The organism is Ruegeria sp. AM5 (assembly GCF_056540645.1).
On sequence record NZ_JBQFXC010000001.1, the window covers coordinates 223,567 to 246,881 of the forward strand.

The window sequence follows — 23,315 nt, forward strand, 5'->3', positions numbered from 1 at the left end:
AGGCGAGCCCGAAGGCTCGCCTTTTTTTATTCCGCCGCTTTCAACGGTGTTGTCGGAGGATGATCAGGGCGGTCGTCCTGAGCGCTCTGATCAGGGGCAGCTTTGTCCTGTTCATCGGTCCAGATCATTTCGGCTGCTTGCACATCTCGCGCGCTTTGGCCGATTGCCATGTCCTGCGCGATTTGGCTGGATCGACCCGCCGTGGCGCGTGCCAGCGCCTTACCCAACCATACCGCGTAGGTTGTGACCCACACTCGCAGCGCCAGGAATGAAGGCGTGACGATCAGTGTCAACACCGTGGCGGTACCCAAGCCAAAGACCACCGCCGTGGCCAACTGTTTCCACCACAGTGCCGTGGGGCTGTCGATCGAATACCCTCCGCCGATGAAATCCAGCGACAGGCCGAACATCATCGGGGTCAGACCCGCCATTGTTGTCAGCGTAGTCAGCAGAACCGGACGGATGCGCGCCTCAGCCGTGCGGACAATTGCATCAATGCGAGACATGTAGCCGCTATATTCCTGATAGGTGTCGATCAGAACAATGTTGTTGTTCACCACGATCCCGGCCAACGCCACGATCCCGGTCCCGGTCATGATGATCGAGAACGGTTGTTGCATTACCATCATGCCCAGCAACACGCCGGTCGTAGACAGAACCACGGCCAGCAGCACCAGCACCGAGTTGTAGAACGAGTTGAACTGCGCCAGCAGGATCACGAACATTAGACCCAGTGCTGCCAGGAATGCGCTGGACAGGAACGCCTGGCTTTCAGCCTGATCCTCCTGATCGCCGGTCCATTCCCAAGTGATGGTGCGACCAAAAGGGTCGGTTTCCAGCCACTCGGTCAGCACGGCAATCCGTTCGTTCGGATTGATCAGGGCAAACCGAGCGTCACCGCTTTCGATGGCGGACCGCACTTCACCCACGTTCTCGGCACCCGTTAGTTGAACGAGTTCGAACTCTGCTCCGTCCGCGCTGGAAATCGTGGTGCCAGTTGGTGTGGCACCTTCGCCAATCGCGCGCACGGTTGCCAAACGCAGCTCTGCACCGTCAGGACCGGTGGACACGATCTTGCTCAGCCCAGGCTCGACATCCGCTTTAACGTCATAGTAGCGCTGTTGATCCGCGCGATTGATCTCGGCGAGCTTAGCCACGGGTTTGCGGGTGACGAAGTTCGACAGGGGGACCAACCCGTCCGGTGTGCGAACTTTCAGCGTATCCAGCGTCGACAGGACGCGATCCTGATCAGGTAGGCGGACGCGGATTTCTACCTCTTCATCGGTTGAATCCGGCCGCATTTCACCCAGCAAGATGCCACGCGTCACAAGCTGTACCATCGCGCCAACGGTTGCGACGTCCGCGCCGAATCGACCCGCCTTGGCCACGTCCACGTCGATCTGCCAGTCGATGCCGGGCAGGGGCAGGGTGTCCTCGATCTTGATCAGGCCGGGTGTGGTGTCAAAGGCTTCTCGTGCTGTGACGGTCGCGGCCGTCAGATCCTCCCAGCTATCGCCTTTGATGCGCAGATGAACGGGCTTGGCGGAAGCGGGACCTTGTTCCAGCGCTTGAATATCAACGATAAAGCCAGGAAGGGTTGCCAGCTCTGCGGTTAGTTCGTCCAGAACAAAATTGCCGTCATATTCCGCCGCGACCTCTTCCTTTGCAAAGCCAAGTAGACCTGCAATCGGTCCCCAGAACCAACCGGTAATCTGTTCAGAGCTGATTGGGCGATCTTCCCAAGGAATGAGCTCGAACTGGACGCGACCAATTGTGTCGGCGGGGGCTTCTGCACCGCCATTGTTCTGATTGAGCCCGCCTTCGCCCGCAAAGGCAAATACGTTGATCACCGCCGGGTGTTCGCTGATCACACGCTCGGCCTCAAGAACCATTTCGTCCTTTTCAGCCAGAGACAGGTTGCCGCGCGCCCGGACATAGGCCGTGGCCTGTTCCGGTTCGCTTTCCACGAAGAATTCAACGCCGCGAGAGTTTTGCGGGAATATGATGAATGCGACCCAGAACACCGCCGCAAAGACGACTGCGATGGACACCACCGGCATGACCGGATTGCCGACTAGGAACTTGATCACATAACCGAAGGGCGTGTGCTCTTTAGCGGTATGAACATGTTCATCCGGGGCGCGTTCGATCTTGGCAGCACTCAGCGTGACCGACCCAGCAAAGGCGCCGAACAGAAACAGTAGCACACCAGAAAGTGAACCGCCGGGCAGCAGATAGTTGGGGTTCAAGACCTGCATTGCGCCGAGGAAGATCATATACAGTGAAGGCGGTATCAGAAGCACTCGCAGCCACCAAGGCGTGCGGGCCCGCAGCCAGTTCGAGCTGCGCTCGAAACTGCGGCTCATACGGCCCGAGACACCGCCCACGACCGGCAGGTAGATCAGTGCCACGATCAGTGAGGCCGACAGAACGAAGATCAGCGTGATGGGTAGCATCTTCATGAACTCACCCGGAATACCGGGCCAGAACAACATTGGCAGAAATGCACACAGGGTCGTGGCCGTCGACGAAACAATCGGCCAGAACATCCGTTGCGCCGCCTCGACATAGGCGTGCATCGGACCAACGCCTTCTTTAATGCGCTTATCGGCATATTCCACAACAACGATGGCGCCATCGACCAGCATGCCTACGGCAAGGATCAGGCCAAACATCACCATATTCGAGATGGTGACCCCGATCATCGCGAGGAAGGCGAAGCACAACAGAAACGAGGTTGGAATGGCAAAACCCACCAACAAGGCGGCGCGTGTTCCCAACGAAGCCAGCACCACGATCATCACGAGCGCGACGGCGGTCAGAACCGATCCTTCAAGCTGGCGCACCATTGAATCGACGATGCGGCTTTGGTCGTTTGAGGTGCCCACATCAACAGCGGCCTGCAGTTCGGCTGGCCACTTGATTTGTTCTTCGGCGACAGTGGCTTTGATCAGCGCAACTGTGTCGATCAAATTGAAGCCCTTGCGCTTGACGACCTGCAGCGCAACGGTGGGTTCGCCGTTGAACCGGGCCGTGCCCGCGCGGTCTTCAAACGTATAGTTGATTTCGGCCAGTTCGCCTAAGGTGACCACACGGTCTCCGTTGACCTTGACAGGCAGGCCATAGACGTCCTGAGCAGTCTTAAATGACGACGGGATCTTGACCGAGAACGTGCCCTGTTCGGTCTCGACCTCACCTGCCGCAATCAGTTGGTTGTTGTTTTGCACAACGTTGATCAGTTCGGCGGCCGTGACGTTGTAGGCCTCAAGCCGCAGCGGATCGATCACGACCTCAAGCATTTCATCGCGGTTTCCGGCAATGCCAGCTTCCAGCACTGCGTCCAACGCCTCAAGTTCGTCCTGCAGATCTTTGGCAACGCGTGCCATTGTACGCTCAGGTACCGGGCCGGTCAGGTTAACAATGACGATGGGAAACTCGGAGAAGTTGACCTCGGTAATCGTGTATTGCTCAGCCCCATCAGGGAAATCAGCTTGCGCGGTGTTCATGGCATCGCGAACATCCGCGATGGTGGCGGATTTGTCCCAACCGAACTCGAACTCCAGCAGAATACCTGCGTAGCCCTCGGCGGCGGTGGCCGTCATCGTGTCCAACCCGTCGAGATCGGCCATCTCAGTTTCCATCGGCCTGATCAGCAGGCTTTCGCTGTCCTCGGCTGAAATCCCTGGAAACTGCACCGAAACGAAGAGCATCGGGATATCGATGTCGGGTTCACCCTCTTTTGGGAGCCCGACATAAGCATACCCGCCGATAACCAGCGAAATCGCGATGAAAGCCAGCACCATTCTGGCACGGCTTGCGGCCCAACTAACGATACCCGTCATTGCGATACTTCCCTGTATGTCGGCGCGACCGTCACACCACGTGTGACGAATTCCTGCCCGATCACGATGATATCAGCAGTTTCCGGCAGGCCACCAACCCATACACCATCAGCGGTGTCACGCAGAAGGCGGATCGGAACAAAATCAACGACATTGTCGGCTACCACGGTGCGAACACCAAGCTCACCTTCATTGTTCAAGGTCAGTGCGGATTGGGGCAGCAGATGTGCCTTGACCCCTTCGGCCGCGATCTGAATGTTGGCGGTTTGGCCGTCACGGATCAGCAGTTCCGGGTTTGGCACTGTGATCTCGACCTCGAATGTCCGCGTGGTTTCATCGGCCGAACGGCTGAGGAAGGTCACGCGCCCCTCGACCTGCAGACCCGTAACCAACTGCGCAGTTGCCATCGATCCGACAATGATCCGATTCACTTCTGATTCAGGCACAAAACCCACCAGCTTGATCGGATCGAGCTGGATGACGGTTGCGCAGAGCGAGCCGGGCTGCATCAGGCTGCCCAATTCCGCAGTATCACTTTCAAGCAGACCCTTGAACGGTGCGCTGATGGTCAGGCGATCAATCTCGCGCTGGGCGGCTGCAACTGCTGCGGTGGCGGCTTCAATCCCAGCTTGCGTAGCTTCCAGACCAGCCTCGGCGGATTTGATTCCGGCCTCGGCAGTGCTCATTTCGGCTTCGCTCGAGATACGGCGCGTTTCTGATCCAAACCCGGTTTCCGACAGCTTGCGGGCTGCTTTTAGATTGATTTCGGCTTCAGCCAAACGGGCGTGAGCTTCTTCCAGGCGCGCTTCGGCCTCGGGAACGCGGCTTTCGGCCTCAAGCTTGGCTGCCATGGCTTCGGCCAGGCTCGCGGGCCGGGTTCCGGGGTCAAGCTCGCACAGCAGATCTCCTGCTTCGACAAAAGCTCCTTTGCGCTTGGGCTCGGACAGGACTGTCGAAATGGTTTCGGCAAGGACCTCGACCTGGCGGTTTGCCTTGGTCTGACCCCGTAATTGAACGGCGCTGCCGATCTCGCGCGCAGTCGAGCGCAGCACGACAACGCCGATCGAGTCCGGTGATTGCACCGATTCCGAGGCCTCGGTCGCGGTCTCGGATGGCTCGTCTCCGCGACCTGCAAAAGCAAACAGCGCGTCGCGCTCGAAAACAAGAAAATACAACGCAACAATAACCAAAATGGCGTTAACGAATGAAATCAATCGCATGCGGTAGAATCTCCAGATCTGTTCGCGCGGTCGGCTTTAGCCGCTATCCCTTAAAATGGGGCTGTGGCCATGTCTTTTCCATACTGAACTGAATAGTTCGGTTTAGTTTTTTACGCAAGGGTCACCCACATGGTGGCAAATGTATGAATTCGGGCACTTGGCTTGGCCTGATCGCCGGGGTATGACATGGCGCTAGAAAACCGGACACTTAAGCCTGGGGGCAGGGATGAGCGACGCCGACAGTTTTATTGAAGAGGTCACCGAAGAGGTGCGCCGCGATCGCATGTACCTTCTTTTGCGCCGTTGGGGCTGGGTCGGTGTGCTGGCTGTCGTGGCCATTGTCGGGGGCGCTGCGTTCAACGAATACCGAAAAGCACGTGATACCAACCAGGCCGAGGCTCTGGGTGATGCGATTCTGTCGGCGCTGGCTGAAAACGGATCGGCCGAACGGGCACAAAGCCTGCAGGCGATCGATGCTGCGTCTGTCGGCGGTGACGCGGTTTTGAACATGTTGCTGTCCGCCTCTCAGGCCGAGGCCGGATCGGCGCAAGATGCGGTGAACAGCCTTAACGCGATCGCCACGCAGGGGGATTTGCCCGAAATCTATCGCGCGATTGCAAGTTTCAAGGCATTGCTACTGCAAACTGACACGATGCCAGTGGCGGATCGTCGTCAACAGTTCGAAGCGCTGGCCATACCTGGTGCTCCGTTGCGTCTGCTCGCCGAAGAACAATTGGCCCTGATCGATGTGGCCGAGGGCAATACGCAAGCCGCTTTGGACCGTTTGCAAGCGTTGCGCCAGGACGCCGAGGCCAGCGTCGATCTGCAACAGCGCGCGGCTCAACTGATCGTCGCGCTTGGGGGCGAACCCGAGCCCGTGGCGAACCAGCAGGGTTAACCGGCAGCGAAACGGAACATCACAGGCGAGTTTGTAGATTATGCTATCACGTTATTTCTCAGGCTTCGGATTGCCCGTTGCGGCAGCCGCGCTCACCGTTCTCAGCGCCTGTCAGGAACCCGAAGTCATTCTGCCGGGTGAGCGTGAGGATATTCGTGCCTCCATCGACAACGAAACCGTGGAAACCCGTGGCGCCAAACCGATCAGTATTCCGGCTCAAAGCCGCAACGCCAACTGGTCGCAAAGCGCGGGTACACCCGCCTTCCGCACTACCAACGCAGCGCTGAGTGCCACACCGCAGCGTATTTGGTCTGCTAACATTGGGTCCGGCGATAGCCGAAAACAGCGGATCACCGCAGACCCCGTTGTTGCTGGTGGCCTGATATATACGCTCGATTCCGGGGCAAATGTCTCGGCTGTTACGCCCCAAGGGCAGGTCGCCTGGAGCACAAACCTGATCCCGCCGAATGAAAAGGACGGGGATGCCACAGGCGGAGGGCTCGCCTATGCCGACGGTGTGCTTTATGTCTCGTCGGGTTTCGGTAGGTTGACCGCGCTCGATGCGAAATCCGGGGCGCAAAGGTGGCAGAAACGTCTGAATGCAACTGGCAGCGGTGCTCCTTTGGTTAGCGGCGGCATACTCTATCTGGTGGCCGGGGACGAAACCGGTTGGGCGGTGAATACCAAGGATGGGCGGATCATCTGGCAAATCGAAGGCACGCCGAGCGTCGGCAACGTTCTGGGTGCACCTGCTCCCGTGATTGCCTCGGACCTGTCAGTCTTTGCCTTTGGATCGGGTGATGTCGCCGCAACATTCCGCCGGGGTGGTATTTTACGCTGGAACGCGTCCGTTGCAGGCGGGCGTCGGGGTCGAGCGGCAGCTCAGATCGTGGATGTGACCGCCGGGCCCATGGTGTCGGGTAGTTCGGTCATAATCGGCAACCACTCGGGGCGCACGGTTTCCTTCGACGGGAATTCGGGTGAGCGGAACTGGACTGCACCGGAGGGGGCCGTTGACACAGTCTGGCCGGCGGGGAACAGTGTTTTTCTGATCAGTGATCGCAGTCAATTGGTACGGTTGGATGCAGCCGATGGCTCGACTGTCTGGGCCATCGATCTGCCGGGCTTCGTCAAGAACAAGCCGGGCCGCCGGGGGCCGATCTTTGCCCATTACGGCCCGATCATGGCCGGTGGACGCCTTGTCGTGGCTTCGAACGACGGCTATCTGCGCTTCTTCAATCCCGTCGACGGAGCGCTGGTGCATCAGGTCGAAGTGCCGGGTGGCGCGACCACGGCACCGGTTGTGGCGGGTCAGACGCTGTATGTTGTGTCGACCAAGGGCGAACTGCACGCTTTCCGTTGACGAAAAGATGCGTTAAAGGGCGCATCTTGAGTCTTGAAAGTTGAATATCATGTCGCTGACCCTCGCCATCGTGGGGCGCCCGAATGTGGGCAAATCCACTCTGTTCAATCGCCTTGTGGGCAAACGCCTGGCATTGGTCGACGACCAGCCCGGCGTAACGCGTGACCTGCGCGAAGGTGAAGGGCGGCTGGGCGACTTGCGTTTTACCGTGATCGACACGGCGGGTCTTGAGGACGCAACCGATGACAGCTTGCAAGGTCGGATGCGCCGCCTGACCGAGCGTGCAGTGGACATGGCCGATGTCTGCCTGTTCATGATTGACGCGCGGGTGGGCTTGACGCCCACGGACGAAATGTTCGCCGAGATTCTGCGTAAGCGCTCCAAACACGTGATCCTGGCAGCGAACAAGGCCGAAGGGAACGCGGCTGATGCGGGCGTGCTTGAAGCATACAACCTTGGCCTTGGCGAGCCGGTGCGTCTGTCGGGCGAACATGGCGAGGGGATGACGGACCTCTATGCGCAGTTGATGCCACTGGCTGACGCGGCTGAAGAGGCGCGCGTAGAAGAGACACCGCAAACCGATATCGAGCTGGACGAAGACGGGGAAGGCGAAGCCCCGCTGATCACCGCTGACAAACCCCTGCAAGTCGCTGTAGTTGGCCGTCCGAATGCCGGTAAATCCACCCTGATCAACAAGATCATCGGCGAGGATCGATTGCTGACCGGCCCCGAGGCCGGGATCACGCGCGACGCGATCAGCTTGCGGATCGACTGGGCCGACCCTGACGGGGACAGCACCCCGATGCGGATTTTTGATACCGCCGGGATGCGGAAGAAGGCCAAGGTGCAGGAGAAGCTTGAGAAACTCTCGGTTTCCGACGGGCTGCGCGCAGTTAAGTTTGCCGAGGTCGTCGTCGTGTTGCTGGATGCGGCTATCCCATTCGAGCAACAGGACCTGCGCATTGCCGATCTGGCCGAACGTGAGGGTCGTGCTGTGGTCGTCGCCGTCAACAAATGGGACATCGAAGAAGACAAACAGGAAAAGCTGCGCGATCTGAAAGAATCCTTCGAACGTCTGCTGCCGCAGTTGCGTGGAGCGCCGCTGATCACAGTCTCCGCTAAAACAGGCCGCGGTTTGGAACGTTTGCGCGCCGCGATATTGCGTGCCCATGACGTGTGGAACCGCCGCGTGCCGACCGCTGCGCTGAACCGTTGGCTGACCGCCATGCTGGAACAGCACCCGCCGCCAGCCCCGCAGGGGCGCCGGATCAAGCTGCGGTATATGACGCAGGCCAAGACCCGCCCGCCCGGGTTTGTGGTCATGTGTTCGCATCCGGACAAGATGCCTGACAGCTATTCGCGTTATCTGGTCAACGGCCTGCGCGAGGATTTTGATATGCCGGGCACCCCTATCCGCCTGACGTTGCGCGGACAGGGCGATAAGAACCCCTACAAAGGGCGGCGCAAGAAAAACGCAGGCGCACTGGCCAAGCATCTCAAGGGACGGGCGTAACTGCGCTAATTTCCAGCATTTTCAGAGAGGGGGCGTGACAGCCCCGTTTCTGCGCGTTAGCATTCAAGCACGTGCATTTGTTTTGCACGTGCTGCTTGTTTGCGGGATCTCCGCACTTAATTTTGAATTTGTGATTGGTCGGACCTCCGTGGGGAGCGGGCGTGATGGATCTGAGAGAATATACAAGACAATACGCGGTGCAGGACAACAAGCTTGCCGCGCTCAGTTATTTCGGAACATTCGCGGTGTATTTCGCATCGCTTACACTGGCGATCACCTATGTCGACCGCTGGTACATCATGATCCCGGCCGGGATCGTTTTTGCCTTCTCTGCCGTGCGTCTCTATGTCCTGCAGCATGATTGCGGGCACCATTCGTTGTTTGAAACGCGCGAGCAGAACGAATGGGCTGGCCATGGGTTGTCGCCCTTCACATTTGCCCCGTTCGAGGTGATGAAGCAGAACCACAATCTGCATCACGCCGGAATCGGCAACCTCGAGCATCGCGAGACCGGTGAAATCCACACCATGACGCTGCGCGAATGGAACGAGGCGGATTGGAAAAAGCGTTTGTTTTACCGACTGTATCGGAATCCCTTCATTCTGGTGCCGGTTGGCGCGCTATTCACATACTTCATCCGCTATCGCTGGCCAAAGAACACCGTGCGGTTCGGTGTGATGGGCGTGGTGCTGCACAACCTCTCGATTGTTGTGTTTTTGGGACTGCTGTATTTGATCGCCGGTGCCACCGGCATTCTGGTCTGGCTGGTGTTTTCGCTGCTGGGCGGGATGCTTGGGGTGTTCCTGGTGTATTTGCAGCACAATTTCGAAGATACCTACTGGGATCGCCGCCCCGAGCTGGATCCAAAGCTGGCTGCGTTGGAGGGGTCCTCGGCGCTGGATTTCGGCTGGTGGTTCGATAATGCGGTGGCCTGCATCACATTGCATGACATCCACCATTTCAATGCGCGCATCCCATCTTACCGGCTGCGCGCGTGCCACTATAACCTGCCGCCAGAATACACACCGCGACGGATCAAGTTTCCCGAGGCGGTGGCGGCGCTGAATCTGAAACTATGGGATGAAGACGCCAAAAGACTTGTCCCATTTCCCAGCCGAACTGCAGGCCATCGCCTGGCCGAAAGCGGGTAACCTCCTATCTAATTCTTGAATTGGCGCTCTCGCAGGAACGTATGTGCTGTGCATTTACAATCTGGGGGAGTTAACGAAAGGAAACGAAATGACCGCAGTTACTGAGGTGCGTGGTGTAGGGCCAGCGCTGGCAAAGGCCTTGAATGCAAAGGGCTACAAAACAGCAGAAGCCATTGCCAAGGCCAAACCGGAAGATTTGTCCGGTGTCCCTCGCATTGGTTCCGCCCGCGCTGATACTCTGATTGCGGCAGCGAAGGAAGTGGTCGGTGCCAAGCCCGCGCGTCGCGCTGCTACCCGCAAGCCTGCAGAGCGGAAATCGGCTGTGCAGCGCGCGACAGCCAAAAGCAATGCGGCTGCGAACAAGGCCGAGGCCGAGCGTAAGGCGGCAAAGGAGCGCGCGGCGGCAGAACAGGCCGCTGCCGAGGTCAAAGCAAAGAAAAAGGCGAAAGCCAAGGCCAAGGCTGAAAAGGCGGCCAAGAAGAAGTCTGAAATGGAGGCGGTGTTTTCCAAAGCTAAGGAAAAGGTCAAAGAAAAGTCCAAGAAGGGTAAGAAAAACAAGAAGCCCAAAAAAGACTTTAAGAAAAAGGACGCCAAAAAGAAGGACGATAAGAAGTCTGACAAGAAGAAGTCCGACAAGAAGCCCGGAAAGAAGAAAGATAAGAAAAAGGCGAAGAAGTGATACTTCTCCGCCTTGTCTGATCGGAAACCGGCGCCTAAATGCGCCGGTTTTTTTATGTCAGCGTGCCGTTGGTCTGAAGGGTTAGCTTGCCGCCCAGATAGGGTGCCAGAACCTCGGGCAGGATGACCGTCCCATCCGCATTCTGACCATTTTCCAACACAGCTATCAGGCAGCGCCCCACGGCCAGGCCCGAACCATTCAGGGTATGGACATATTCTGGCTTGCCCCCGGCCTCTGGCCGGAAGCGCGCATTCATGCGGCGCGCCTGAAAATCCCCGCATGTCGAGACCGAGCTGATCTCGCGATAGGTATTTTGGCCCGGCAGCCACGCCTCGATGTCGTAAGTGCGTCGTGCACCAAAGCCCATGTCGCCGGTGCACAAGATCACGGTGCGATAGGGGATGCCCAGCTTTTCGAGAATGCCTTCGGCGCAGCGCAGCATACGCTTCTGTTCATCATCCGACTTGTCCGGATGGGTGACCGAGACCATCTCGACCTTTTCGAACTGGTGCTGCCGCAGCATCCCGCGTGTGTCCTTGCCCGCACTACCAGCCTCGGACCGGAAGCACAGCGAATGCGCGGTATAGCGGCGAGGCAGGTAACTCTCCTCGATCATCGTGTCGTTGACGATGTTGGTCAGCGACACTTCGGAGGTTGGAATCAACCACCAGCCTTCGCGGGTCTGATAGCTGTCTTCTCCAAACTTCGGCAACTGGCCGGTGCCCTGCATCATTTCCGAGAGAACCAGTACCGGGCCGTTGACCTCGGTCAGATCATTCTCGTTGATATGGGTGTCCAGCATGAACTGCGCCAAAGCTCGATGGATGCGAGCGACGCCGCCCGACAGCAGCACAAAGCGCGAGCCGGAGAGTTTGGCAGCCGTCTCAAAATCCATGCCATTCTGAACGGCATCGATTTCAAAATGCTCTTTCGGCTCGAAATCCAATTCGCGTGGTGTGCCCCAGCGGTTGATTTCGACATTGTCGTTCTCATCCGCGCCTTCGGGCACATCCTCGGCGGGCAGGTTCGCGATGCGGATCAGCTGGTCGGCCAGCAGAGCGTCCAGATCCTTGGCTTCGGTCTGCATCCGGGCCACTTCGGCCTTTTTCTCGGCGACCAGAGCGCGCAGGCGTTCGAATTCAGCTTCATCCCCGCGCCCTTTGGCAGCGCCAACCTCCTTGGAGGCCTTGTTCTGCTCGGCCTGAGCTGTCTCAGCAGCCAGAATCTTGGCGCGGCGGCTTTCGTCCAGCCTCAGCAGGTCTGACGACACCGGCGCGTCCCCGCGGCGCGCAAGGGCGGCGTCGAAGGCGGCTGGGTTTTCGCGTATGGCGCGGATGTCGTGCATGGTTCAGATCCTTAACTGCGTGAATCACTGAATCCGCTTATGCACCATCTGAATGGCAGGGTGTAGCACCGGTTACGACTTATCCGCGTCGTCATGCGTTTCATGTGCCAGATGGCCATCCCAATCTTCGGCCGGGATCTTCGGCTCGGGCGGATCAGCCATGTACGAAGGTGTCATGATTTGCACGTTGTTCTCATTGAACACGGCCACGATGTTGCGATGTAAGTCCGAGCGGATTTTCGGGATGATACTGCCCCGAGTGGTATAACCGTTGATCTGATAGTTGATCGCGTAATCGGCCAATGCGGTCCATAAAACAAAGGGTTCGGGCTTGGCCTTGATTCCCTTGGTGCGATGGGCGGCCTCGATCAGCATCGCTTCGATCTTTTCGGGCGGCTCTTCATACCCAATCCCAACGGTGGTGTGCAGAAGCAAACCGCTTCCATCCGTTCTTTTTGAGAAATTCACCACGTCCGAATTCATCAACTGGGCGTTCGGGATCGAGATCAGTTCGTTCTTGATGGACTTAAGGTGCGTCTCCATCAACTTGATCTGCACCACATCGCCAATATGGTCCCCGATCTGGATCCGATCCCCGATCGAAGTTGAGCGGCGATAAATCACGAAGAGCCCCGCCAGCATGTTCGACACGACCGAGTTTGCGCCCAGCGACAGCATGGCACCAACCAGAATCGTCAGCCCCTGAAACGCCGCCGAATCTGATCCGGGGATGTAAGGGACAGCAAAGACCAGAGCGATCAGGATAACGACGACGCGGGCGATGTTGAAGGTCGGGTTCACCCAGTGGCTTTCAAAATCGCCCATGTCAAAGGTTCCCGCCTCGACGGCGTCAAAGAACACACGCATGCCCCGGATAATATACAGCGTTATCCATGCGATCAGTATCAACATGATCAGGTTTGGGATGTAGCTGAGGATGCCTTTGAAGATCAGCAGGACCGGCTCGGTCAAGTAGGTCAGCAGGAGTTGCGCGAAATAGCGCGTCTCGGCAAAGGCAAGCAGAACGAAGGAAAGGTAGTAGTAGAAGCCGAGGAAAAAGATCACCAGCAGGACAAAATTCAGAGCATACCGGATCAACGCGGCGATGGCCTCGGCCTGAACGCTTTTTGCGGTCGCGGTTTCGACATCCTTGAGGTAACGCTTGACCAGTTTCAGCGTACGGCGGCGAATGCGCCGGTGCAGCCACAGGATAACGACGACAAAAAGCGCGAATCCAGCTGTCCATGCTAAGGCTTCGATGGCACCCGAAACACGCGCCTGTTCAGTGCGGTTTGCGCGATAGCTTTCAATGGATTGTTTAATAGCGTCGCCGTGCAACAAACTGAGAACGTTCAAGTCCATCTGCTCAAGCTCGGAATCGGCATCGGTCACGATCGAAACTTGAACACCATCGGCAAAGATTCGAATGCCGAACTCTGAGTCCTCGAAGGTTATAGAGACCTGCTCGGCGTCTGAGGCCTCGGCGATTTCGATGATCTTGTTCTGTACACTCGCGGCCCGTTCCGGAGCGGGCAGCGCGCTGGAGCCGCGCAGGTGAAACAAGGTGTCGCCGTCAACGATAACCGGAGCCTGAAAAATCTCTGATTCAGTGTCTTCTATAGCAGGCTCTTCGCTAGTGGCGTTCTGTGCCCATACGGGCGACGCCAAAAGACCTATACAGGTTGTCACGAGCATCAGGCGAACAAACGCGCCAAGGGTCTGGATTGATTGAATCATTAGGCCTCCTGCCACAGGACTATATCTGACTGGAAGGGTCTGCCTAGAACATATCTGCAACGTCCGGCAGCAAACCTTTGAACCCGATGGTCGAAATGGGGCCAGGTTTGCTTGCAAACCCATGTCTCAAAGCATAGGTTCCCGCAAACTTTGCAGAGAGCTCTCTGCATCATCAGAACAAAGGAATATCCCATGGAAGGTGGCGCAATCGCCCAGTTTCTCCCGCTGATCCTGATCTTCGCGATTATGTATTTTCTGCTGATCCGTCCGCAGCAGAAAAAGATGAAGGAACATCAGGCCATGGTCGAAGCCGTGCGCCGGGGCGATCAGGTTGTCACCCAAGGCGGGCTGATCGGCAAGGTGTCGAAGGTCAAGGAAGGCGACAACGAGATCGAAGTCGAGATCGCCGAGGGCGTTAAGGTTCGCGTGGTCAAATCGACCATCGCTCAGGTTCTGAACAAGACCGAACCTGCGAAGTAACTTCGCGCGACAATTCCTTGAAAAGGCAGGGTAATGCTGCAAATTGATTCCTGGAAGCGGGTTCTGATCTGGTCGGTCTGTGTGATCGGTCTGTTCCTTGCCCTGCCGAATGCGTTTTATACGCGCGTAGAACAATCTAACGATGCCAAGGCTGCGATTGAGCTGGGCATTGATACACCTGAAATGCAGGCCGAGGCCGCGCAATGGCCGAACTGGCTGCCGTCGTCTCTGGTCAATCTCGGGCTCGACTTGCGCGGCGGCGCGCATTTGCTTGCCGAGGTCAAGGTTGATGATGTCTACGAATCCCGGATGGAGGCGATGTGGCCCGAAATCCGCGACGCGCTGCGTGATGAACGCGCGACGGTCGGCACGATCCGTCGTCAGGATTCGGCGCCTGACGAGATTCGCGTGCGCATCAGCCAACCCGAGGGCATGTCCCGCGCATTAGAGGTTGTGCGCGGTCTGGCCCGACAGGTGCAGACGCTGACCGGGGCAGGGGCAACAGATATAGAGGCTCGCGCCGAGGGGGACACTATTGTTGTCCAACTGTCCGAGGCCGAAAAGCTTGCTTCGGATGACCGCACCGTGCGCCAGTCCCTTGAGATCATCCGCCGTCGGATCGACGAGGTTGGCACACGCGAACCAACGATCCAGCGTCAGGGCGCTGATCGTATCCTGATTCAGGTGCCCGGCATCGGCAGCGCCGGGGAGCTCAAAGAGATTATCGGCACGACGGCACAGTTGACGTTCAATCCTGTCGTTGGACGCGGGACTGACCCGGATGCCATTCCGGGCGTTGGTGAGAAGCTTGTGCCATCGATCGATGAAGATGGTGTGTACTATACTCTGGACGCCGCACCCGTCGTGACCGGTGAAGAATTGGTCGACGCGCAGCCATCCTTCGACCAGAACGGCCGCCCTGCGGTCAGCTTCCGGTTCAACACCTCTGGCGCGCGCAAATTCGGCGATTACACGCTGGAAAACATTGGCGCACCCTTTGCTATCGTCCTGGATGACGAGGTGATCTCGGCCCCTGTAATCCAAAGCCATATCCCAGGTGGTTCGGGCATCATCACTGGCAACTTCACAGTTGAAGAAAGCACCAATTTGGCCGTTCTGCTGCGCGCAGGTGCCTTGCCTGCAGGTCTGGATTTCCTGGAAGAGCGCACCATCGGCCCTGAGCTGGGTCAGGACAGTATCGACGCAGGTAAAGTCGCGACAATCGTGGCCTTTGTCGCCGTGTTGGTATTCATGGCTCTCAGCTACGGCCTGTTCGGCATCTTCGCCAATATTGCGCTGATCCTGAACGTGGGGCTTTTGTTTGGCCTGCTCTCACTGATCGGCGCCACGCTGACCTTGCCCGGGATCGCGGGTATCGTGCTGACGGTGGGCATGGCAGTTGACGCCAACGTGCTGATCTTCGAGCGTATCCGCGAGGAACTGAAATCTGCCAAAGGTCCGGCGCGTGCCATCGAACTGGGATACGAAAAAGCGCTTTCGGCCATTCTGGACGCAAACGTGACCACATTCATTACCGCAACCATCCTGTTTGCCATGGGCAGTGGTCCCGTGCGCGGCTTCTCCATTACGCTTGGTCTGGGTATTCTGACCTCGGTCTTCACCGCGATCTTTGTGACGCGTCTGATGATCGTGATGTGGTTCGAACGCCGCCGTCCGAAAACGATCGAGGTTTGACATGAGACTGAAACTCGTACCCCAAAACACCTCGTTCGATTTCTTTAGCCGTTGGAAGGTCTGGCTGGGCATCTCGGGTTTGATGATGGTAATCGCATTCACGTCATTCCTGCTGCAAGGCCTGAACTTCGGCATCGACTTTCGCGGCGGCACCACGATTCGGACCCAAAGCGCGCAAGAGATCGACGTCGGCGCCTATCGCGACGCCATCGCGCCGCTTGAGCTTGGCGATGTGACCATCACCGAGATTTTTGATCCCACCTTTGGCGAGGATGAAAACGTCGCGATGATCCGCATTCAGGCACAGGACGGGGCCGAAGCTGTGGCGGCCGCAACCGTCACAGCCGTCGAAGAAGCGCTGACCGTCGCCGCGCCGGATATCCAGTTCGTCTCGGTAGAATCGGTTGGCCCCAAGGTTTCGGGTGAGTTGATCCAGACCGCGGTCATTGCGGTCGCCTTGGCGATTGGCGCAGTGCTTGTCTATATCTGGCTTAGGTTCGAATGGCAGTTCGCACTCGGGGCGGTCGCCGCGTTGGTGCATGACGTGATCCTGACCATCGGCATCTTCTCGGAACTACAAATCCGTTTTGACCTGGCGATTATCGCCGCTCTTCTGACTATCGTCGGCTATTCGCTGAACGACACCGTGGTCGTCTTCGACCGGGTTCGCGAAAACCTGCGGAAGTACAAGAAGAAAGACCTCAAAGAGGTGCTGAACATCTCGATCAACGAAACGCTCAGCCGGACAGTGATGACCTCTGTGACCACGCTGCTGGCGCTGATCTCGCTCTATGTACTGGGCGGAGACGTGATCCGAGGCTTTGTCTTCGCGATGATCTGGGGCGTGATCGTCGGGACCTATTCGTCGGTCTTCGTGGCCTCGACCATCCTGCTGTGGCTGGGGGTCAAGCGCGACTGGTCGAAGCCGTCGAATACGGCGGGCAACCAGTTTGCCAACATTGATGCCTGAGTATTTCGGCCAGACCCCAACCGGTCTGGCCGTTATTATTTTCGCCGCCTTTGTTGGGGGCATCGTGCGCGGGTTCTCCGGCTTTGGGACGGCCCTGATCTTCCTGCCCATCGCCAGCCCGTATCTCGGCCCCTTCGGTGCCATCATCGCGCTGACGGTCATGGACATATTTGGCCCGATCCCGAACCTGCGCCGCGCATGGACGGTTGTTGACAAGGCAGATCTGATGCGCCTTTTGGTCGGGTGCGCGCTACTTCTACCGGTTGGCTTATGGCTGCTGACCCGGACCGATCCCGAAGTGTTCCGCTATATCGTCAGCCTGATTTCATTGTCGATGCTGGCCGTTCTGGTTTTTGGTCTGCGCTACCGGGGAGCGGTATCGCGTGGCATGGTTGCTGCGATCGGCGGGGCTGCAGGGCTACTTGGCGGGGTAGCCGGGATACCGGGGCCTGCTGTCATCCTGTTTTATATGTCACGGCCCTTACCGGTTGAGATCATCCGCGCGACGATCCTGCTGTTCCTGTTTGCTTTCGATTTGCTGATCCTCGGATATCTTGGCGGGATGGGGCGTCTTTCGATCGCGAGCATCGGATTGGGCCTTGCGCTTGCGGTTCCCAACATCGCGGGCAACTGGCTGGGGGGCTGGATGTTCCGACCCGAGTACGAGAACCTCTACCGCGCTGCAGCCTATCTGGTGATTGCAACAGCGGCCTTGTCCGGCCTGCCGCTTTGGGGCTAGAACCCTGTACATGCGCCTGAACGAGATCACATATACAAACGCTCAGCCGGTTGATGGCTATGGCCCCGGGTTCTTTCGGATAGGCGGGGAGGTTCATGATGGGGCAGTCCTGACCGGCCCCACCGGTACATCGGCTTGGGCGGGTTACTCCGACGCCCAGACCCTGCTGGCCTTGTCCGAACATGTCGATGTTCTGTTCATCGGTACGGGCAAAGAACTGACCCACATCCCAGCCGACTTGCGCACCACATTGGAAGAGGCAGGTCTGGGTGTCGAAATCATGAACTCTCCGGCGGCCTGCCGCACCTACAACGTGCTGCTTTCCGAAGGCCGCCGCATTGCGCTTGCGCTGATCCCGGTCTGAGGATCTGTTCTTGCTCTGGCTAAAAATATCCCAGGGAGTGTGAGGGGCTGGCCCCTCACTGCGATCCAACCGGCCGCTCTGCGGCAATTCCGACCTTTTGCCCACACGCACAATCCGCTAAGCGGGCTTCATGACTTTAAAGGTAACCGAACTGGCCATCGCACGCGGCGGAGTTCCCGTGCTCGAAGGGCTGAGCTTCTCGCTTGAGGCAGGAAGGGCACTGATCCTGCGGGGGCCGAATGGAATCGGAAAGACAACATTACTGCGTACGCTTGCGGGCCTGCAACCGCCACTGGCAGGGCAAATCGACGGGGCAGAAGACCAGATCGCATACGCGTCCCATTCCGACGGGTTAAAACCGACCCTGACCGTCGTCGAAAACCTCAACTTCTGGGCGTCGGTCTTTGGCACCCGTGATATCCAGCACGCCCTTGATGCGTTTGAACTGAACGAGTTGGCTGACCGCCATGCGGGCAACCTTTCGGCGGGGCAGAAACGGCGTCTGGGATTGGCGCGTATGTTGGTTACTGGCCGCCCGATCTGGATGCTGGACGAGCCGACGGTCTCGCTGGATCGTCACGCCGTGCAGATGTTTGCGGATGCGGTGCGCGCGCATCTGGGGCAGGGTGGTTCGGCCCTGATTGCGACCCATATTGATCTTGGATTGGACGGAGAGGTTCTGGACGTTGGCCCCAACAAGGCCAAGCCCAAGCCCATCGACGATTTCGACGGAGGTTTCTTGTGATCGCCTTATTGCTGCGTGATCTGAAATTGGCCTTCCGTGCGGGGGGTGGCTTTGGTCTCGGTCTTGCTTTCTTCCTGATCGTCACCGTTCTGGTGCCATTCTCGGTTGGCCCGCAATCTTCGCTGCTTTCGACCATCGCACCGGGTGTTCTTTGGCTGGGCGCGCTTTTGGCGTGTCTGCTGTCACTTGATCGCCTTCTGGCGCTGGATTGGGAAGACGGCTCGCTTGATCTGCTCGCGACCGCGCCGCTTCCGTTGGAATCAGTTGTTACCGTCAAAGCGCTAGCCCATTGGCTAACCACCGGATTGCCGCTGGTTCTGGCCGCGCCGTTCCTAGGCGTGTTGCTAAACCTGCCTGTACCCGGGTTTTCGTGGCTAGTGATCTCACTGCTCCTCGGTACTCCGGCGATGAGCGTTATCGGCACCTTTGGCGCGGCCCTTACTGTTGGTCTAAAACGGGGCGGTCTGCTACTGTCGCTTCTGGTTTTGCCGCTCTACGTACCGACTTTGATTTTCGGAGCCGAGGTCGCCCGACGCGGTGCGACAGGCATGGAGACTCAAACGCCCCTGCTAATGCTGGCAGGGATTACCGCCGCAACGGTCGCACTTTTACCCTTTGCCAGCGCAGCGGTACTGCGCATCAATCTTAGGTGATGGCCACAAAGCTTGACTGAGGTCAATTGAGAACCACGCCGACTCGGACTAGATAGAGCCCATGACAATCGCAGCCAAAGCCAATGCCCTTTGGGAATACGCCAACCCGCGTAAGTTCCTCGCGACCAGCGAACGGGTCCTTCCGTTCTTCTGGATCAGCTCAGGTCTTTGTCTGGTCGTCGGATTGATCTGGGGCTTTTTCTTCACCCCGGATGACTACAAGCAAGGCTCGACCGTAAAGATCATCTACCTGCATGTACCTGCCGCGTTGATGGCGATCAATTGCTGGCTGATGATGCTGGCAACTTCGCTGGTCTGGTTGGTGCGTCGCCACCATGTCAGTGCGCTGGCTGCCCGCGCCGCTGCGCCCATTGGCATCGTGATGACGCTGATCGCATTGGCCACCGGAGCGATCTGGGGGCAGCCTATGTGGGGGACATGGTGGGCCTGGGACCCGCGCCTGACATCGTTCCTGATCCTGTTCCTGTTCTATCTAGGTTATGTCGCGCTTTGGGAAGCGATAGAAGATCCGGATACAGCGGCGGACCTGACCTCGGTCCTTTGCCTCGTGGGCTCGGTCTTTGCGTTCCTCAGCCGGTATGCCGTGAATTTCTGGAATCAGGGGCTGCATCAGGGGGCTTCGGTGATGCGCGCCGGGGCGATCACAGGCACGGATACTGAGGAGAAGGTAAGCAATATCTACTTCTATCCACTGCTGCTTTGCATCATCGGCTTTGTACTGCTGTTCATTGCGCTGGTCTTCTATCGTACGGGCACAGAAATTCGCGCCCGCCGGACCAAGGCGCTTATGGCGCGTGAAAGGGTGAGCGGATGATGCCTGATCTTGGAAAATATGCCGATACCGTCTTGTGGTCCTATGTCGTATCAATCGGACTTCTGATCGCATTGGTGGGTTGCAGCGTGATCCGGGGCCGTAAGGTACGGGCCGAGATGGAGAAGGTTGAACAAAGGATGTCACGCAATGGCTAAGATTTCGCCCCTGATGATCGCGCCTCCGCTGATTTTCGGCGCCTTCGCTGTACTCGCGGGCATCGGCATGTTCCGCGACGATCCTAACGCCTTGCCCTCAGCGCGCGAGGGTCAGCCAGCGCCGCCGGTTGTACTGACCGAGTTCGCGGGCAAACCGGGCTTCGATGATGCCACACTGCGTGATGGCGAGGTCAAGCTGGTCAACTACTGGGCCAGTTGGTGTGCACCATGCCGCGTCGAACACCCCAATCTGCAGGCTCTGTCTGACGAGGGTATCCCCGTCTATGGTATCAACTACAAAGATCAACTGGACAACGCCGAAGGATTTCTTGCTGAATTGGGCGATCCCTATGCCGGTATCGGTCGGGATGAACAGGGCCGAATGGGGCTGGACTGGGGCGTCTACGGTGTGCCCGAAACCTATGTGATCGACGGTGAGGGCACGATCATCCTGCGCTGGGCTGGTCCGGTCACTCAGCGGGTGATCGAAAGCACGATCCGCCCAGCACTTGAGAAAGCCGCAGGTGGCTCATAAGCGATAGCCACCGGTGACGCCCAGAACCTCACCAGTGATGAAGGATGCGGCATCGGACGCCAGAAATCTGACGACTTTGGCGATATCCTCGGGCTTTCCCGCGCGACCTAAAGCGGTTTCTTTGACAAACAGCGCGGTCAACTCCTCAGACCGGGGCGCTTCGGGGATGTTGATCGCACCCGGCGCGACTGCATTAACGCGTATCCCCTTTGGCCCAAGCTCCTTTGCCATGGCGTGGGTCCATAGATTCAGGGCGGCCTTGCTTGCCCCATAGGTCACCGCATCCCGAGGCGGCAAGACCGCGTTCATGGATGAGATATTGACGATTGAGGCGTCGCGTTTCAGATGTGGTAGCGCAGCAGCCAACAATGCGGCGGGGGCCAGCAGGTTCAAATCCAGAATGGCGCGGTGGTCCTCGACCCGAAATTCCTCTTTGGGGGTAGATTTCACAAGGCCGGCATTGTTGACGATCACATCCAGCCTTCCAAACCTCTCGATCACCTGCGAAATCACGATAGCCGGCTGGTCGGGCGCAGATAGATCGGAGCGTATGGCCAGAACATCCCCACCCAGTAGCTCGGGCGTGGGTTTGCTCGACAGCCAAGTAAACGCGACGCGGTGATCACGGCTGAGGTCTTCGACGATTGCACGCCCAATTCCGCGTGCACCGCCGGTTATCAATGCGACTTTGTCCATAATCGTAGGAAATCGGTAAAATGGCCGGGATTCAAGCCGTTACTTACGGACCAAAATCCAGATCATCGCGCCGATGAATGCAAAGGTGGTCAGATTCATAAGCGTATCCGTCAAATCACCGATCAGCATGGCTCAGCCCCTCTTCTTGTAGCCCTCGGAACAGGCAGACCATCAGCAGAACCGAGATGAACACAAAGGGCAGCGCCCCGAGTGAGATCAGGACTTTGACCGATTCCACCGAGCCCGACAGGATCATCGCGACACTCAACAAGCCCAGCAATGCACCCCAGATCAGCCGCACGCGCGGGGGCGGGTTTTCATCCCCCTGGGACGAGAATGTACCCAGCACAAAGGCCGCGCTTACAACGCTGGTTACGATGAACAGAAACGCCGCTGCTACGGTTGCAAGTATTGTGATCTGCGATAAAGGCAAACGGTCGAGCAGGGCGAAGGTCACACGCTCGATGTTTGTTTGCGTATAGGCCAGCAGTTCTCCGGCACCGTTGAGCGCCTCGAACAGACCGATGCCGCCGAAGGCACCGAACCAAAGGATCGAGAACAGTGTGGGCGCAAAGAGTACTCCGATCACGAATTCCCGGATCGTGCGACCGCGAGAGATACGCGCGACAAACACACCAACAAAAGGTCCCCAGGCGATCCACCAGACCATATAGGTGAGGGTCCAGTCGCTGAACCATTTGGTGACGTCATCGCCGAAGAAGGTGAAGGTCTGAAAGCCCCGAGGGATGACATTGGTGACGTAATCGCCGAACCCTTGAACCACAGTGTTCAACAGATACTCTGTAGGCCCGAGGACCACTGTGTAGGCCACAAGGCAGATCGCGATCAGCATTGCCGCATTCGACAAGCGCGCCATGCCTTGGCCAAGGTCGATCAACAGAGCAGGGATGTAGGCTGCGACCATCGCCAGGAAAACAACGCTGATCAGAAGGGCACCAACCGTTTCCCGGCCACCCAGAACCGCAATCCCGTCCGCAACCTGGAACACGCCCATGGCCATTGAACCGCCAACACCGATAGAGATCGCAACAATGGCCATGAAATCCGACAGCCACCCGACCCGCTCTGCCCAGCGTTCTCCTGGGAATAGGCTTTTGATCGGTGCACTGACCATCATGCCTGTCCCGCGCCGAAAGCTGAAATAAGCAATGGTCAGCGCGGTCGAACCGTAAATCGCCCATGCGTGCAGGCCCCAATGGAAGTTTGTTGCCAGCATGGCCTGCTGCGCGGCGACAAAGTCGGGTGCCATGCCCGAGATGAAGTTGAAATGGGTCAGGGGCTCGGCGACCGCCCAGAACAGCAGTCCAACGCCCATTCCTGCGGAGAACAGCATTGAGATCCAGGTGGCGGTCGAGAACTCGGGCTCTTCATCATCCCGGCCCAGACGGATTTTGCCATATGGCGAAAAGGCCAGAACCAAACACCCGATCAACATGCCTGAGGCCGCGAGCATCACGAACCAACCGCGACTGTGGAAGGTTTGTTGCACGATGCTATTGGCCCAAGTCACCAAGCTTTCGATATCGACGACGCCCCAGATCCCGATCACGGCGATGACGCTAAGCGAGCAAACCAATAGGGCGTTGGGCTTTTTCATGGTGATGAAATTCCGAAGACTGTCTTGCTCAACAGTTTCAGATTTTTGAATAAATGGCCAGAAAACAAAACCCCCGGCGCAG

At 58.0% G+C, this 23,315-nt stretch carries 21 protein-coding genes; 15 read left to right on the forward strand and 6 right to left on the reverse strand.

From position 1 onward, the window contains the following. Window positions 1-26: 26 nt before the first annotated feature. Together ACR0AH_RS01150 and ACR0AH_RS01155 are read right to left on the reverse strand one after the other, a co-directional pair. On the reverse strand, window positions 27-3,842 hold the full coding sequence (locus ACR0AH_RS01150) for an efflux RND transporter permease subunit (protein ID WP_480589975.1): 3,816 nt from the start codon (window positions 3,840-3,842) through the stop codon (window positions 27-29). Further along, window positions 3,839-5,062, reverse strand: coding sequence for an efflux RND transporter periplasmic adaptor subunit (locus ACR0AH_RS01155; RefSeq protein ID WP_170403249.1), 1,224 nt, complete (start codon window positions 5,060-5,062; stop codon window positions 3,839-3,841). The genes ACR0AH_RS01150 and ACR0AH_RS01155 overlap by 4 nt, the downstream gene beginning before the upstream one ends. Window positions 5,063-5,288: 226 nt before the next feature. Between ACR0AH_RS01155 and ACR0AH_RS01160 the strand changes: the two genes are divergently transcribed. The 5 genes from ACR0AH_RS01160 (at window position 5,289) to ACR0AH_RS01180 (ending at window position 10,666) form a co-directional block, all read left to right on the forward strand. Further along, the gene (locus ACR0AH_RS01160; protein ID WP_170396370.1) at window positions 5,289-5,960 is read left to right on the forward strand and encodes a hypothetical protein; all 672 of its coding nucleotides are present in this window, start codon (window positions 5,289-5,291) and stop codon (window positions 5,958-5,960) included. Between the two features lie 40 nt (window positions 5,961-6,000). After that, entirely contained in the window at window positions 6,001-7,323 is a 1,323-nt protein-coding gene (locus ACR0AH_RS01165; protein ID WP_170396372.1) for an outer membrane protein assembly factor BamB family protein, read from the forward strand. A gap of 49 nt (window positions 7,324-7,372) precedes the next feature. Next, window positions 7,373-8,836: a ribosome biogenesis GTPase Der gene (der, locus tag ACR0AH_RS01170; protein ID WP_170396374.1), complete on the forward strand. Its 1,464-nt coding sequence runs from the start codon at window positions 7,373-7,375 to the stop codon at window positions 8,834-8,836. A 164-nt stretch (window positions 8,837-9,000) separates the two neighbouring features. Next, entirely contained in the window at window positions 9,001-9,987 is a 987-nt protein-coding gene (locus ACR0AH_RS01175; protein WP_170396376.1) for a fatty acid desaturase, read from the forward strand. 88 nt (window positions 9,988-10,075) lie between these two features. Next, on the forward strand, window positions 10,076-10,666 hold the full coding sequence (locus tag ACR0AH_RS01180) for a helix-hairpin-helix domain-containing protein (protein WP_480589977.1): 591 nt from the start codon (window positions 10,076-10,078) through the stop codon (window positions 10,664-10,666). Between the two features lie 52 nt (window positions 10,667-10,718). Here the strand turns inward: ACR0AH_RS01180 and serS are convergent, their stop codons facing one another. Continuing rightward, window positions 10,719-12,011 carry a serine--tRNA ligase gene (gene serS, locus ACR0AH_RS01185; RefSeq protein ID WP_480589979.1) on the reverse strand — a complete coding sequence of 431 codons (1,293 nt, stop codon included), beginning with the start codon at window positions 12,009-12,011 and terminating at the stop codon, window positions 10,719-10,721. Between the two features lie 72 nt (window positions 12,012-12,083). Further along, a complete protein-coding gene (locus tag ACR0AH_RS01190; protein ID WP_170597969.1) occupies window positions 12,084-13,748 on the reverse strand; it encodes a mechanosensitive ion channel domain-containing protein in 1,665 nt (554 codons plus the stop codon). 192 nt (window positions 13,749-13,940) lie between these two features. Here ACR0AH_RS01190 and yajC point away from each other — a divergent pair, with 192 nt between their 5' ends. The 10 genes from yajC (at window position 13,941) to ACR0AH_RS01240 (ending at window position 20,919) form a co-directional block, all read left to right on the forward strand. Continuing rightward, entirely contained in the window at window positions 13,941-14,228 is a 288-nt protein-coding gene (gene yajC, locus ACR0AH_RS01195) for a preprotein translocase subunit YajC (protein ID WP_155151194.1), read from the forward strand. A gap of 33 nt (window positions 14,229-14,261) precedes the next feature. Continuing rightward, a complete protein-coding gene (secD, locus tag ACR0AH_RS01200) occupies window positions 14,262-15,923 on the forward strand; it encodes a protein translocase subunit SecD (protein WP_170403231.1) in 1,662 nt (553 codons plus the stop codon). 1 nt (window position 15,924) lies between these two features. Continuing rightward, window positions 15,925-16,893: a protein translocase subunit SecF gene (gene secF / locus ACR0AH_RS01205; protein WP_170396385.1), complete on the forward strand. Its 969-nt coding sequence runs from the start codon at window positions 15,925-15,927 to the stop codon at window positions 16,891-16,893. Continuing rightward, window positions 16,886-17,632 (forward strand): TSUP family transporter, encoded by a 747-nt coding sequence (locus ACR0AH_RS01210; protein ID WP_170597973.1) that lies wholly within the window; start codon window positions 16,886-16,888, stop codon window positions 17,630-17,632. The genes secF and ACR0AH_RS01210 overlap by 8 nt, the downstream gene beginning before the upstream one ends. 10 nt (window positions 17,633-17,642) lie before the next feature. Then, on the forward strand, window positions 17,643-17,996 hold the full coding sequence (locus ACR0AH_RS01215; RefSeq protein ID WP_170626639.1) for an Mth938-like domain-containing protein: 354 nt from the start codon (window positions 17,643-17,645) through the stop codon (window positions 17,994-17,996). 130 nt (window positions 17,997-18,126) lie between these two features. Beyond that, entirely contained in the window at window positions 18,127-18,741 is a 615-nt protein-coding gene (ccmA, locus tag ACR0AH_RS01220; protein WP_170733399.1) for a heme ABC exporter ATP-binding protein CcmA, read from the forward strand. Beyond that, complete coding sequence (gene ccmB / locus ACR0AH_RS01225) at window positions 18,738-19,394, forward strand: heme exporter protein CcmB (RefSeq protein WP_170396393.1); 657 nt, start codon at window positions 18,738-18,740, stop codon at window positions 19,392-19,394. Before ccmA ends, ccmB begins: the two co-directional genes overlap by 4 nt. 61 nt (window positions 19,395-19,455) lie before the next feature. Then, window positions 19,456-20,229: a heme ABC transporter permease gene (locus ACR0AH_RS01230; protein WP_170396395.1), complete on the forward strand. Its 774-nt coding sequence runs from the start codon at window positions 19,456-19,458 to the stop codon at window positions 20,227-20,229. Continuing rightward, window positions 20,226-20,384, forward strand: a complete 159-nt coding sequence (gene ccmD / locus ACR0AH_RS01235; RefSeq protein WP_480589982.1) for a heme exporter protein CcmD — start codon at window positions 20,226-20,228, stop codon at window positions 20,382-20,384. The genes ACR0AH_RS01230 and ccmD overlap by 4 nt, the downstream gene beginning before the upstream one ends. Continuing rightward, window positions 20,377-20,919, forward strand: coding sequence for a DsbE family thiol:disulfide interchange protein (locus ACR0AH_RS01240; protein ID WP_170396396.1), 543 nt, complete (start codon window positions 20,377-20,379; stop codon window positions 20,917-20,919). Before ccmD ends, ACR0AH_RS01240 begins: the two co-directional genes overlap by 8 nt. On the opposite strand, the gene ACR0AH_RS01245 is transcribed toward ACR0AH_RS01240, so the two are convergent. Together ACR0AH_RS01245 and ACR0AH_RS01250 are read right to left on the reverse strand one after the other, a co-directional pair. After that, the gene (locus ACR0AH_RS01245) at window positions 20,914-21,615 is read right to left on the reverse strand and encodes an SDR family NAD(P)-dependent oxidoreductase (RefSeq protein ID WP_480589984.1); all 702 of its coding nucleotides are present in this window, start codon (window positions 21,613-21,615) and stop codon (window positions 20,914-20,916) included. The genes ACR0AH_RS01240 and ACR0AH_RS01245 overlap by 6 nt on opposite strands. A gap of 115 nt (window positions 21,616-21,730) precedes the next feature. Further along, complete coding sequence (locus ACR0AH_RS01250) at window positions 21,731-23,233, reverse strand: BCCT family transporter (RefSeq protein WP_480589986.1); 1,503 nt, start codon at window positions 23,231-23,233, stop codon at window positions 21,731-21,733. Between the last annotated feature and the right edge of the window lie 82 nt (window positions 23,234-23,315).